The following is a 13309-nucleotide window of genomic DNA, read 5'->3' as shown; positions in this document are numbered from 1 at the left end:
TTTACAGGAGGCTGATATTTATGAATTTAGAAGAACTTTATCAACATGTTCATGAAGAAGAACGATTACAGAAATCACCCGCAGCGCATATCGAATTTCTTACGACCATGCAGTATCTTACACAATATTTGCATGGACATGAACGTATTTTAGACTTAGGAGCTGCCACTGGAGCTTATGCTTTACCGCTTGCTGAAGCAGGCTATGAGGTATGTGCCATGGATCTGATGCCCCATCACCTAAATCGTTTGAAACAACAAAAGAAGAAACAGATGAAGCTGACCCTTCACCAAGGAAATGCTATGGATCTCTCCAGGTTTTCAGATGATAGTTTTGATATCATACTATGTATGGGACCTCTATATCATCTTAAAGAAGAAGAGCAACGAATCTGTTTGGATGAAATGCATCGCGTTGTAAAAGATGGTGGAATTATCTTTTGTGCATTTCTTAGTAACCTTGCCGTGTTTACCACGGAAGCCTTATATCCGAATAGTTCTTTTTTGAATAGCTCACAATATGATCCAACTACCTTTAAAGTCATCAATGATCCCTTTGTAAGCACCTATGTGCAGAAAGCAGAGCAACTCTTTCAAAGCATGGGCTTTACGCTTTTAAAAACCTTTAGTCAAGATGGACTTTCAGAAGTATTGGCAGAACGGATCAACGCATTAACAAAACCACAATATGAAGAATGGCTGCGTTTTCATCTGGCCATTTGTGAACAAAGAGAGCAACTTGCACATTCCAATCATCTCATTAGTATTTTGCAATCCCATAAAACACGTCAACGTTTACAGGATACAACGCGTTTACGGCTGCAGCGACTGTCTATGCAAGATCATGTACAAATGTACGAGATGGCTAAAGATCCTGACGTTGCTCGCATGTGTGGATGGAAGCCGCATGCTTCTCTGGAAGAAACAAAACTAATCTTATCTAATTTTCTGATAAACGATCACACATGGGGCATTTATCAGAAAACGGATAATACTCTGTATGGACTCATCAGCTTAGATGCGGATCAACATCGTCCTCGCAATGGCTATCGCATGTTGGGCTATTGGATCGGAAAACCCTATTGGGGCAAGGGCATTGTTGTCGAGGCTGCAAAAGAAGTCTTACGCTATGCATTTGAAGATCTGCACTGCACAATGATCAGTGTCTATCATTTCCCTTTTAATATACAAAGTAAACGTGTTATCGAAAAACTGGGATTTCAATTTGAAGGCACCTTGCATGATGCTTATGAATATTACGATGGTACCTACTTTGATGAAGTTTGTTATTACCTAAAGCAGAAACCGTCATAGCCATCTTGTGATTTCTCACTTTATAAAAGTTAAAAAGGTAAAATCTTGAATATGTGATGCTATACTATTGCATACAAAGTATTCACAAATTGGTGGTATTTGCCAATACGAATGGTGGTAGCATTTCTACGCTTTCTTCTGATGAATTCTTTCCTTCTTACATTGATAAATTTTTTAATCTTCATCGCGTTTCATCTGAAATAATGATACAATAATAAGATGAAAGATAAGGTGATGGTATGGAATTTACAATAGCTCAGATACGTGACTTTGCAGGCGATGAGCAAACATTTGAAAAGGGAGAAAAATTGATGAAGGAAAAAGCCATCAAATCGTTGGATATCGATGACTTTTCAAGTCCTGAGATCATTATGGTCAATGCTAATGTCGTAGATAAAAAAGTATATCGGGAAGTGAATATGTCAATCGATAAGGATGACTTCATCGTAAGAGCTCATTTGTGTGGCTGTGAAGAGCATGCCCAAAAAATGACCTGTGCACATTGTGTTGCTGTTTTGCTGCGCCTAATGGAAGACAGTAAGCGCAAAAACGCGGAAAAGGAACAGATGGAAAATAAAGTAGTCGATAAACATGCCATTCAGATCATGAATATCTACGAAGAACAAATCGTCTATTCTTCATTGGCCATGAACTTAAAAACAGCCATTCATTTGGAACCCGTATTAGAAATACGTAAAAAAAACATTCTTGCGTTAACCTTAAAAATCGGCAATGAAAAACAATATATCGTCAAAGACATCGCATTATTTCTGGATGATATTGCCCATAATGTAAAAAAAGCCTATGGTAAGGAACTGGAATTCATGCATAATTATTATAGCTTTGATGAAACGAGTCAAAAGCTGATTGATTTCATGCGTCATCATGAACATGATGTTTTGTATTTTTTAAATCATCCTGCCTTAGAAAAAGCCCCGCAATCCCGTAATATTTGCATGACGCCGGATGCTTTAGATGAATTTTATGAATTATATACCGATCAGGATGTCATGCATCGCATGAAAGAAAAAACATTGATCAACATGCGCTTTCTTGCTACCAATCCCCCTTTTTCTTTACAGATACACAAAGATGCCCAGCAGATTTTTCATATTTCTCTGAATGAAGGAGACTATCGTCTGTTTAAAGGACGAAACCATCTATATGTTCTTATGAATCATATCCTTTATCGTTGTGATAAAGATTTTACAAAAGCCTGTGAGCCAATGCTCAGCGGATGCTTAGAACATCATAATACCTTAACCGTGTCAGATGGCTTGATGAGTGCTTTCTATAATAATGTTATTTTAAATGTCAAAAAATATCTGCCTCTGCATGGTGAAGATATTTCTATGTATGCGCCATTACCATTAGAATGTAAGGTGTATATCGATATGCCGAAACAAAATGTCATATCTGCACGTTTGCTGTATTGTTATGGAGATGATATGTATAATGCGTTCAGTGATACTTCCTTATCCGCCAGTCGCAACTTCAATGATGAAATTGCCGTACGTCTGATTTTTACCAAATATATGACACGGATTGACGCGATGGAAGGACTTGCCTATATTGAACATTCACAAGATGCCATATATGAATTTTTAAATAAAGGCTTTGAAGAATTATCACAGACCTGTGAAATGTTTGCCAGTGAGAAATTCCGCAAACTGCAGATACGTGATAGTGTGAATATCTCTATGGGTGTACGTATTGAAAGTGATTTGCTAGAAATTGATTTTGATACCTTTGATTTTCCTGTCGAAGAGTTGCAAGAGGTATTAAAAGCATACCGTTTGAATAAAAAATACTATCGTATGCGCAACGGTTCTTTTGTCAATATTGAAGATAGTGCTTTGCAAGAGTTGTCTTTTATTTTAGATGGCATGCATGTAAGTGAAAAAGAGCTCGAAAGTGGTAAAATCAAGGTTCCCAAATATCGTTCTTTATACATCGATAAAAGCCTAAAAGATGCTGAGATGATCAAGGTTGAGCGCGATGCGACTTTTAAAGATATCATCCGTAGTATACGCAATGTTAAGGACTCTGATTTTAAGGTTCCTCACAGTCTGAAAAACATTTTGCGAAATTATCAAAAAGATGGTTTCCGCTGGCTAAAAACGATGGCCAATTATGGTTTTGGAGGAATTTTAGCTGATGATATGGGCATTGGTAAGACCTTGCAAGTAATTACTTTATTGGAAGATGAAAAGCTCCATGATCCACAGGCTATCTCTCTTGTTGTCTGTCCAAGTTCACTGATTTTGAACTGGCAAAGTGAAATCGCGAAATTTTCTGATGCCTTAACGAGCATTTTGATTACCGGGAATATGGAGGAACGAAAAGCCTTAATCTACAAAGCGAAAGATTATGATGTCGTGATCACCTCTTATGATTATCTCAAACGTGATATTGAACACTATGAAAATTTCCACTTTACTTATCAAATCATTGATGAAGCTCAGTATATCAAAAACCATAATACGAAGAATGCCGTATCTGTCAAACAGATTCAGGCAGCCCATCGATTTGCCTTAACCGGAACACCGATTGAAAATTCATTAGCGGAATTATGGAGCATTTTTGATTTCTTAATGCCAGGTTATCTATATACCTACCCTTACTTCAAAAAGCAATATGAGATTCCTATCGTGAAAGAAAATGATCCTATAACCTTAAAGGAATTAAAGCGAATGGTAGAACCGTTCATCTTGCGCCGTGTAAAGAAAGATGTCTTAAAAGAACTTCCTGAAAAAGTCGAACATACGATGATGATCGAATTAGATGAAGAAACCCGAAAATTATATATGGCAAATGTATCTTTGATACGAGAAGATTTGCATAAAAGCTTTAAACAAAAAGGCTTTGAAAATAGTAAGATCATGGTGCTGAGTATGTTGACCAGATTGCGCCAATTGTGCTGTGATCCCCGCTTGCTGTATGAAAATTACCAGGGGGTAGGCAATAAAATTAACGCGTGCATGGAATTTATCGAAAACTGTCGTGCATCGGGTAAAAAAGTCTTATTATTCTCACAGTTTACCTCACTGTTATCGTTGATTGAAAAAGAGCTAAAGCAACGCGAAATTGATTACTATCTATTAAAAGGCAGCACCCCAAAAGTACAGCGTCAGCAATATGTAAATGCCTTTAATGTTGATGCTACACCGGTTTTTTTGATATCTTTAAAAGCCGGAGGAACCGGGTTGAATCTTACCAGTGCCGAAGTTGTCATTCACTTTGATCCATGGTGGAATGTATCTGCCCAAAATCAAGCTACCGATCGAGCCTATCGCATCGGACAGCACAACAATGTACAGGTCGTTAAACTAATTGCCAAAGATACAATCGAAGAAAAAATCATGCATTTACAAGAATTAAAACAAGATTTAAGTGATAGTATCATTCACTTGAATGACGGTTTGATTACTAGCATGAGCAAAGATGAAATTATGGATTTATTCTAACTTACAAGAACAAGAGGCTGGATCCTTGCAAAGCGCATATGCTTTTAAGGACAGCCTCTTTCATTTCGTCTATAAGATTTTCAACGTTTTTTTAGTTATAGAAACAAGCTTTTTTTCAACGCTTTTTTATTTCTTTGTTAACATGGATTGTGCCTTTGCGAATAATATCGGCTGTATCTGAGGATATGTCCACTCTGGTATCTTCTTTACATCCGTGAAGAAAGCAATTTCCTGTATCTCACTTTCAGGAAGTTCATCAAAGTCATACACCTCTGCATAATACAACATACCAAATGTTTCATGCTCATCACTGCTTTCTTTTACGCGTGTTTTACCAAGGCAGGAATACACACACAAGGGAATTAGTTGATATTCCTTCGCTCCACTTTCTTCATAAAACTCCCGTCTTGCACAATCCAGAATAGACTCATTTGCTTCTCGATGTCCGCCGCATAATTCATAGCTGTTGCGCTGTTTGTGTTTACAAAAGACCCATTGTTCCTTATATTTAGCCACTATGACCGCAAATAGCAACTTTTCATCATCAACCTTTTCATAAAATTTGATTTTCATAAGACCACCTCTTCTCATTTTTCATGCAATTGTTATGGTTTTATATAGGTAAAACCTTTTTCTTGCAATGCGACAATATCAGCCACACCTGCTTCAACAATGACGATATGCTCAAGAAGATCGACAGCTTCTAACTGCTGTGCACGCAACGCATTTTGACATGCGTGAAAAGATATTCCCTTAGCAAATAAAGCAAGGATTTCCTTTGCAATATTTTCCTGTGTATCCTCTTTCCCATATCCTTTTACGGCTTCACCATTTGCTACGACGACGATTTGAAACACCTCATCATGATGTTCATAAAACGTGATAAGATTCTTCACATTTCCTAATGTTAATGACCAATTCTTCATTTCATCTATATGAAATACAACTTTTTTCATATTCAACACTTCTTTCTGTGCATTCTTTTTTTTTATTATAGCACATCTATTCTTACACATAACGATGATTGCTAGGAAAGTATGTTTTCAACAGATCATTTGACTATTTTGTTAATGGCGGGCATACCTATTTAACAGGTGATATACTATGCTGTTTGCATTAGAATTTGATGAGGAAGTCAGTGCTCGCTCTTATTTAAAAGAATTATTAAAATGTTATCCATACGATATTGAAGAGACCATGGTGCTTTCTCTTTTAACAAAAAACCCTTTCCCTTACCGTCCTTTATTAACTTTTCTGCAATACTTTTCTGCTATTGGTAAAATTCACATCATCACCAAGCCAGATGTTCCTTCTCCCTCTTTACAGCATCTTTGGGAAAATATGAGTCGTCTTGTTCAACAATCAGGCTCCATTTTACCCATGCATCAATTTGCTTTTGATGCTACCTATCAAGTAAAGAAACACCCCTTATCGCATCCCTATGCGCACCTTCCCTTGAGTCATATTCCTTTCTTAAGCGAAGTACAGTTACACAGTGTTCCGGTCATCGCTATGGCAAAACATTCTCATCAATATCCGATACGAAAAAGCGATACTTTTTTATATCGGGATATCAGTATGGATGCCGCTAGCTATCTTGGCATCTGTATCCGCATCGGCAATTTTCAAGGCATTGTTTTTTTACATCGTAAAGCATTGTGGTTTGCGGCAGCTCTATCCGCCATGTATCCTATTACAGAACCAGGTGTTACTTATGATTTCCTTCTCTTGTTTGGGTTACAAAGCCATCGTAAACAGCGGAGTTACTATTACGATCAGACAAATGCCTTATACATCGGTATGGTCAGCGGTGGGGATGAGATGTTACATTTTCTCTACTTAAAAGAAATGATTTTAACCTTATACAATGCGCTTTGTATTCAAAAGCATGATCTCCCTATTCATGCCTCCATGGTGCATATTGCATGTTCGCAACAGCAACAAAATCTTGTCTTTGCCGGGATGACCCACAGTGGTAAAAGTGAATTATTAGATGCCATATTGAAAAGTTGTCATACCCGCAAGATAGCCGCAAGTGCTTATTATGATGATAGCGGCATTTTGCACTATCTTGATAATGCCATCGTCAGTACCGGTAGTGAGGTCAGTGCCTGTAAAGATATCTCTTATGTAAAAAAGCAACAACTATTCGCACATTATGCATCCGGCATCTTTCTAAAAGAAGAAGATACTATTCGTTATCAGATCACTCCTTTGACAACCTATGAAAGCAGTCTGCAATTTTATCCGGTCCATGCCTTATTCTATTTAAACGCAAAGGCAAAGTTTCAAGGATGGCGAAAAGTTGAGAGTTTGGATGATGCCATCGCTTTATTTCTCGGTCATCATGATAAAGAAGATTTCTTCTGTCAAACCTTAGCTGCTTATGATCATCAGGTAAAAAGCCAAGAACTCATTCATGAATTTTTAACCATTCTATATACACAAAACGTAGGTATTTATGAGCTGAGTACGAAGGGAACACCGTATCAGAAACAATTTCTTTTTGAGCGATTGGCAAATGCTATTCTTGATGAAATCCTAGACGGGAAATGATTGCGTTTAAAGGCGGAAACAGGTATACTATGAGTAGTGTTTTCAAGGAGGATCTGCATGGAAACAAAAGAGATAATCGACGCTTTAGGATTGCGCCGCAGTTTAACCAGAATTACACATGAAATCATTGAACATAACAAAGGTGTTGAAGATATCGTTCTTGTCGGCATCAAGACCAGAGGTGAAATTCTCGCTCAGCGTTTAGCTAAAATGATTGCGCGTGTAGAGCAAGTACAGGTACCTTGTTATGCATTGGATGTTTCCCATTGGCGTGATGATCTGGAGCAGGCACACCCTTTACCAAACCAAACCATGCCGGTAAAGGATAAGAAAGTTATTTTAGTAGATGATGTCTTATTCAAAGGACGAACCGTGCGCGCTGCCATGGATGCCATTATGCATTATGGAAGAGCAAAAGAGATACAATTGGCCGTCTTGGTTGATCGCGGTCATCGTGAATTACCGATACGCGCAGACTACATCGGCAAAAACATTCCTAGCTCTTTACAGGAACAGATTCGCGTAAAAGTTGAAGAAATTGATGATTGTGATGGTGTGTACATCTCACGTTAAATCACTAAGTAAAAATAGAAAGTAGGTAAGATGATGATGAATAAAGAATATGTTGTAGCATTCGCAAAAAAGTTATTAGCAATTGATTCCCCTACCGGGTATACCAAAAAAGCCATCGACTTCGTTGAAGAAGAAGCAAAGCGATTCGGATATCAGACAAAACGTAATCACAAAGGCAATTTATGGATCTATGTAAAAGGTAATCATCATCATAAGACACTTGGTTTATGCGCCCATTGCGATACCTTAGGTCTTATGGTCCGCTCGATAAAAAGTGATGGAAAGCTTGCCTTAACCAATTTAGGCGGTCCTATCATTCCGACACTGGATGGGGAATATTGCCGTATCTATACAAGAGATGGTCAATGCTATAGCGGAACGATTTTATCCACTTCTCCAGCAGCCCATGTCTATAAAGATGCCAGCACGAAGAAACGTGAAATTGATGAAATGGAAGTACGCATTGATGAAGTCACTTATACAAAGGAAGATACGCAGAAACTCGGGATTCAAAATGGAGATATTGTTGCCATCGATCCAAAAGTACAAATTACCGAAAGTGGTTTTATTAAATCTCGTTTCTTAGATGATAAAATCAGCGTTTCTGCGTTGATGGGCATTTTACATCATTTAAAAGAAAATGCCATTACCCCTGCTTATGATTTGATCTTTATGATGAGCACCTATGAAGAAGTCGGACATGGTATGGCGCATATCCCAGATGAAATTGCTGAACTTTTAGCTGTCGATATGGGATGCATCGGCTTAGATTTGGCATGCACAGAACAAGATGTTTCTATCTGTGCCAAAGATTCCAGTGGTCCTTATGATTATGATCTTACCAGCAAACTTATTGAGCTGGCTAAACGTGAAACCGTATCCTATGCAATTGATATTTATCCACAATATGGTTCAGATGTCAGTGCCGCAAGAAATGCCGGAAATGATATCAAAGGGGCATTGATTGGCCCGGGTGTTCACGCTTCTCATGGTATGGAACGTACACATATCGATGGTGTCCTTAACACCATGAAATTGATCCTTGCCTATATTTGCGAGGAATAAAGAATGCATTTCTTACCCGTATGATTCGTACGGGTTTTCTTTCGCTTAGGGCTTTTTCAAATTAATCCCTATTTTACTGACGCTTACACCTTTCCTTCTTCATATTTATTTTGTCGCAGCAGGGAAAGGATGATTTTATACATGAAAGCTCTTTATTTCACATATAGTAAAATAAGAGGTGATCTTATGTTGCTGCATACGTTTTTATTTGTTTTTATCGCGGAAATGGCTGATAAAACACAACTTATGATGATGGCGCTCACCAATCGCTATCGTATGAAAAGTGTGATATTAGGGATGATATTAGGGGTCATCATCATCAGTGCTTTTTCTACATTGGCCGGAGATCTGATAGGCGATATGATCCCTATGCAGTTTATCAAATTGGCCGCTGCCGCAATGTTTCTAGGCTTTGGTTTTTTTAACTTACGCATTACAAAAGAAGAAAGCAAGGGGCATCATATTTCCTTAGGATTGCCTATTTTTTCTATTGCCTTTACCTTTATTCTAGCTGAGCTCGGTGATAAGACGCAATTAGCAACCGTAGCACTTTCAGCCGATCACATGGACCAGCACCTACAAGTTTTTCTGGGAGCATCCTTAGGCCTTATCATGGCGAATATTTTTGGTATCTTTGCTGGAAAATTTATCTTTGCCCATTTAAGTGAAGATAGTGTTAAAGTAGTTTCTTCCTTTTTCTTCTTTCTCTTTGGCTCCATTACCTTGTTTGAGGCCTATCCAGCAGCCCCCTTTTTCTATATCATCTATTCCATTCTCATCATCAGCATTGCCTGTATGATTTATGAGAAAAGTCATAAAGAGATAGCATAGTATTATCTTCACATTCATCAAAAAAAGAAGAATTGCTTACGGCTTACACACTCTTCCTTCTAAGAAAATAAACCTTCCATAATCTTCTCCTTCATTTTGGAATTTCTATGCTATAATAGGGGTAATCTAACAGAGAAAGAAGGTCTAAAATGAAAGAAACTTGGTCACTTGATGTCCTCTATAAGGGTTATGATGATCCGCAATTTGAAGCAGATATCAAGAAACTTGATGAATTGATTGCACAATGCAATACCTTGGCAGACACCTTATCCGATAAGGATGAAACTGCTACCTTGAAACAAATTCTAACTACATTAAATGAATTAGAACAGGTCAGCTACCAGCTGTTGGCATATGCCAATCTGCGCCAAAGCTGTGATACCACTGATGCGCAAACAGCAGCTTATTTAGATAAGATCACTAAGAAAACAAGCAACGTGGCAAAAGCAAAAGCAAAATTCAATCGCTATATTGCACAAATAAAAGATCTTGATGCTTGCCTGGAAAAAGAAGAAGCATTACAGGAATACACCTACTTGTTACATTCGATTCAAGAAGATGGTCGTTACTTACTCAGTGATGATGTAGAAGAAGTATTATCCAAGATGGATATCTCGGCAGGACAGGCTTGGGAAACCATGCAAAGCTATCTGACCAGCACCTTAGAAGTAGACTATGATGGAAAAACAACTACCCTTTCACAGATTCGCAACTTGGCATATGACTCTGATAAAAAGGTGCGTAAACGCGCTTATGAAGCAGAATTAGCTGCTTATGCCAAGATTCGTGATGCTATTGCCTTTTCTTTAAACAACATCAAAGCACAAGTCTTAACAGAATGTGAATTGCGCGGTTTCGCTTCTCCATTAGCAATGACACTGCATCAGTCCCATATGAAACAGGAAACCTTAGATGCCATGCTATCGGCCATGGATGATTATATGCCGGTATTCCGTAAATATTTAAAACGCAAGGCGGAAATGTTAGGTTATCAAAACGGACTTCCTTGGTATGAGCTATTTGCACCTATTGGAAAAGACGATACAAAATTCACGATTGAAACAGCAAAAGACTATCTGTTGAAACATTTTGCGCCTTTTGCACAGGATATGGCGGATATGATGGAAGAAGCCTTTGCAGATGAATGGATTGATTTCTATCCACGTAAGGGTAAGGTTGGAGGCGCATTCTGCGAAAATCTCCCTTTCTTGAAACAAAGTCGTGTTTTAACGAATTTTGATGGTTCCTTAGGCGATGTTGTGACATTGGCTCATGAATTAGGACACGCATATCATGGTATGATGATCCAGGATCACAAGATGCTTAATACAGATTATTCCATGCCAGTTGCCGAAACTGCTTCTACCTTTAATGAAAATATCATCATGAATGCTGCAATTGATGAAGCAGAAGGTGAAACAAAACTGGCATTAATAGAAACACAGCTTCAAGATCTTACACAGATTATGTGTGATATCTATTCTCGTTTCTTATTTGAAAAAAAGGTATTTGAAAAACGTAAAGAGGGGTTCCTATTCCCGGATGAACTAGAAGCGATGATGTTGGATGCACAAAAACAAGCATATGGTGATGGCTTAGATGAGCAGTATTTGCATCCTTATATGTGGATCAATAAGAGCCATTATTATTCATCAGCTCTGAGCTTTTACAACTTCCCTTACGCTTTTGGCGGTTTATTTGCCCGTGGCTTAATTGTAAAATATCATGAAATGAAGGATGCTTTCGTACCAAAATATCGTGAATTGCTACATGCGACAACGGTATCCGATGTTGAAGATGTTGCTAAATTGGCTGACATTGATCTGACTTCTAAAGATTTCTGGATCAGTTGTTTAAAAACCGCTGAGGAAAGAGTAAATGAATTCTTAACTCTGAGCGAGTCCTATAACAAATAAACCCTATGTTCATATAAAAACGGTAACTATTCGCCATATCTTAATATGGCATGTAGATACCGCTTTTTTTGCATATTCTAATTGTATTGTTTCATAAAACACAAACAACAAAATGCTGTATCATACATCGTTTTTTTAACTGCTAGGTATCAACAATTTAGAAGCTTATTCTTCTCTATTTTGATACTAGAAAATACTCTATATGTATATGCATCATCTTTTTTAATTTTCATAGTATCATATACGGCCTGATTCATAATTTCTAAATAATCCGTAGTTATGATTTCAACATCTACTGTGACTTTCTTTTTTGACACTTTTTGCTTGCCTACTTTGAATACCATAGCGGCATAGCTTTCTTTCGTTGTCTTTTTCTGCAATGCCGAGCTTTTATCATAGGATGTTTGATCAAAATTAATACCTGCATATTCACAAGCTTTTTTGTAATCATCCGTCTTCATGGAAGTCAAAAAAAAAACTCTATATTGGATTATCCAATATAGAGGTACATATACCTGTAAGATTCATTTCATAATAGGTATTCTTAAATAGTAACTGTCTTGACAGGTCTTTTATAAGACTTTCGTTTCTCATTAAATAAGCGATAAGCTTTATTGAAGGAAGTAATTACTTCTTGATCAGTTGTTTTTTTCAGTCGATAATGACGACGAAAATACTGACTGAGCTCCATCGTCACCTTTTCTGCACCAAAGATATTCAAATGTACTCCGGAATCATTCGTATCCCTTCTCCAATCGATGTTCTTCTCCATATTCGTATTTAAATCTAAATATGGCAGATGTCGTTCTTTTGCATACAACTCTACTGCCTCTTTTTTACTTTGATTCCATTCTTTGGCACCCGGTACTTTTAATAACATAAGCTTAATATGATTCTTTTTACATATATCATGAATCATATCCATATATTTTTTACTATTCGCATCAAACATCGCCTGTGAAGATGCACGCATATAATTGGTCTTCCCTTTATACGGTTTTTGCTTGTAGCTACTAATAAAGCCCTTCGTATCATTCATTGGCGAACCAAAGGTTTCAGCTATATCAACCGCATTTATTTCATTATAACGATTATGATATAAAAAGACAGGGAATAATAAACTTATTTTATCAGTTAAAGAAAATTGAAATGCTGCATCTTGAATCATATTAATTTTATTCATCGAAAGTTTCATGTGATCGATAATCTTTCGTTTATTTCCCATAGAATATTTATGATCATTAAATGCGCAATTCACTTCCATAACGACTACTTTTGGCTTTTGCATTTTTAATGCTTCTTCCAATAAATAATACAAAGCATAGGTTCTTACCGAAGGAGCGCCCAGTGCATAACTGGTAAAACCATTTTCCTTCCACAACTTAGCAGGTATGATACTGCGATACATACTACTATCACCAAGAAATAAAACATCTAATGAGTTTTTCTTTTCTTCATAGAAGCCACGTATCGTTTTGCTCATCTTATTATCTTTGGGAATTAATATCATGGAAAATAAGTTTAATAATAGAGCAAAAATAACAATAAAGGATGTAAAGGCTAGGATAGATTTACGTCTGTTTTTCAT

The 13309-nt window shown here is 37.2% G+C and carries 11 protein-coding genes; 7 read left to right on the top strand and 4 right to left on the bottom strand.

Features of this window, described 5'->3' with window-relative positions:
* Positions 1 to 20 precede the first annotated feature (20 nt).
* Entirely contained in the window at positions 21 to 1313 is a 1293-nt protein-coding gene (locus EDD61_RS10385) for a GNAT family N-acetyltransferase (protein ID WP_132225290.1), read from the top strand.
* Between the two features lie 239 nt (positions 1314 to 1552).
* Positions 1553 to 4780, top strand: a complete 3228-nt coding sequence (locus tag EDD61_RS10380) for a DEAD/DEAH box helicase (RefSeq protein ID WP_132225288.1) — start codon at positions 1553 to 1555, stop codon at positions 4778 to 4780.
* A 126-nt stretch (positions 4781 to 4906) separates the two neighbouring features.
* Here EDD61_RS10380 and EDD61_RS10375 read toward each other — a convergent pair whose 3' ends face one another.
* Together EDD61_RS10375 and EDD61_RS10370 are read right to left on the bottom strand one after the other, a co-directional pair.
* The gene (locus EDD61_RS10375; protein ID WP_132225286.1) at positions 4907 to 5353 is read right to left on the bottom strand and encodes an NUDIX hydrolase; all 447 of its coding nucleotides are present in this window, start codon (positions 5351 to 5353) and stop codon (positions 4907 to 4909) included.
* A 32-nt stretch (positions 5354 to 5385) separates the two neighbouring features.
* Positions 5386 to 5796, bottom strand: a complete 411-nt coding sequence (locus EDD61_RS10370) for a DsrE family protein (protein WP_132225284.1) — start codon at positions 5794 to 5796, stop codon at positions 5386 to 5388.
* Positions 5797 to 5884: 88 nt separating this feature from the next.
* On the opposite strand from EDD61_RS10370, the gene EDD61_RS10365 reads away from it, so the two are divergent.
* The 5 genes from EDD61_RS10365 to EDD61_RS10345 all read left to right on the top strand — a co-directional run bounded on the left by EDD61_RS10365 (position 5885) and on the right by EDD61_RS10345 (position 11721).
* Positions 5885 to 7336, top strand: a complete 1452-nt coding sequence (locus EDD61_RS10365; protein ID WP_008978853.1) for a hypothetical protein — start codon at positions 5885 to 5887, stop codon at positions 7334 to 7336.
* Between the two features lie 57 nt (positions 7337 to 7393).
* Complete coding sequence (pyrR, locus tag EDD61_RS10360) at positions 7394 to 7909, top strand: bifunctional pyr operon transcriptional regulator/uracil phosphoribosyltransferase PyrR (protein ID WP_008689801.1); 516 nt, start codon at positions 7394 to 7396, stop codon at positions 7907 to 7909.
* Between the two features lie 36 nt (positions 7910 to 7945).
* Positions 7946 to 8974, top strand: coding sequence for a M42 family metallopeptidase (locus tag EDD61_RS10355; RefSeq protein WP_132225320.1), 1029 nt, complete (start codon positions 7946 to 7948; stop codon positions 8972 to 8974).
* 186 nt (positions 8975 to 9160) lie between these two features.
* On the top strand, positions 9161 to 9805 hold the full coding sequence (locus EDD61_RS10350) for a TMEM165/GDT1 family protein (RefSeq protein WP_132225282.1): 645 nt from the start codon (positions 9161 to 9163) through the stop codon (positions 9803 to 9805).
* 149 nt (positions 9806 to 9954) lie between these two features.
* Entirely contained in the window at positions 9955 to 11721 is a 1767-nt protein-coding gene (locus EDD61_RS10345) for a M3 family oligoendopeptidase (RefSeq protein WP_132225280.1), read from the top strand.
* A 149-nt stretch (positions 11722 to 11870) separates the two neighbouring features.
* Here EDD61_RS10345 and EDD61_RS10340 read toward each other — a convergent pair whose 3' ends face one another.
* Positions 11871 to 12182 carry a hypothetical protein gene (locus EDD61_RS10340; protein ID WP_132225318.1) on the bottom strand — a complete coding sequence of 104 codons (312 nt, stop codon included), beginning with the start codon at positions 12180 to 12182 and terminating at the stop codon, positions 11871 to 11873.
* Between the two features lie 83 nt (positions 12183 to 12265).
* Positions 12266 to 13309, bottom strand: a complete 1044-nt coding sequence (locus EDD61_RS10335) for an SGNH/GDSL hydrolase family protein (RefSeq protein WP_132225278.1) — start codon at positions 13307 to 13309, stop codon at positions 12266 to 12268.

It is taken from the genome of Longicatena caecimuris (genome assembly GCF_004341945.1).
Lineage (GTDB): Bacteria > Bacillota_I > Bacilli_A > Erysipelotrichales > Erysipelotrichaceae > Longicatena > Longicatena caecimuris.
The sequence above is the reverse complement of the archived record's forward strand: the minus strand, read 5'-3'. Positions and strand labels throughout refer to the sequence as shown.

Excerpts from the sequence above, each read along its gene's own strand:
- EDD61_RS10385 (WP_132225290.1), top strand. The coding sequence starts at position 21 with ATGAATTTAGAAGAACTTTATCAACATGTTCATGAAGAAGAACGATTA.
- EDD61_RS10380 (WP_132225288.1), top strand. The coding sequence starts at position 1,553 with ATGGAATTTACAATAGCTCAGATACGTGACTTTGCAGGCGATGAGCAA.
- EDD61_RS10375 (WP_132225286.1), bottom strand. The coding sequence starts at position 5,353 with ATGAAAATCAAATTTTATGAAAAGGTTGATGATGAAAAGTTGCTATTT.
- EDD61_RS10370 (WP_132225284.1), bottom strand. The coding sequence starts at position 5,796 with ATGTGTAAGAATAGATGTGCTATAATAAAAAAAAAGAATGCACAGAAA.
- EDD61_RS10365 (WP_008978853.1), top strand. The coding sequence starts at position 5,885 with ATGCTGTTTGCATTAGAATTTGATGAGGAAGTCAGTGCTCGCTCTTAT.
- pyrR (WP_008689801.1), top strand. The coding sequence starts at position 7,394 with ATGGAAACAAAAGAGATAATCGACGCTTTAGGATTGCGCCGCAGTTTA.
- EDD61_RS10355 (WP_132225320.1), top strand. The coding sequence starts at position 7,946 with ATGAATAAAGAATATGTTGTAGCATTCGCAAAAAAGTTATTAGCAATT.
- EDD61_RS10350 (WP_132225282.1), top strand. The coding sequence starts at position 9,161 with ATGTTGCTGCATACGTTTTTATTTGTTTTTATCGCGGAAATGGCTGAT.
- EDD61_RS10345 (WP_132225280.1), top strand. The coding sequence starts at position 9,955 with ATGAAAGAAACTTGGTCACTTGATGTCCTCTATAAGGGTTATGATGAT.
- EDD61_RS10340 (WP_132225318.1), bottom strand. The coding sequence starts at position 12,182 with ATGAAGACGGATGATTACAAAAAAGCTTGTGAATATGCAGGTATTAAT.
- EDD61_RS10335 (WP_132225278.1), bottom strand. The coding sequence starts at position 13,309 with ATGAAAAACAGACGTAAATCTATCCTAGCCTTTACATCCTTTATTGTT.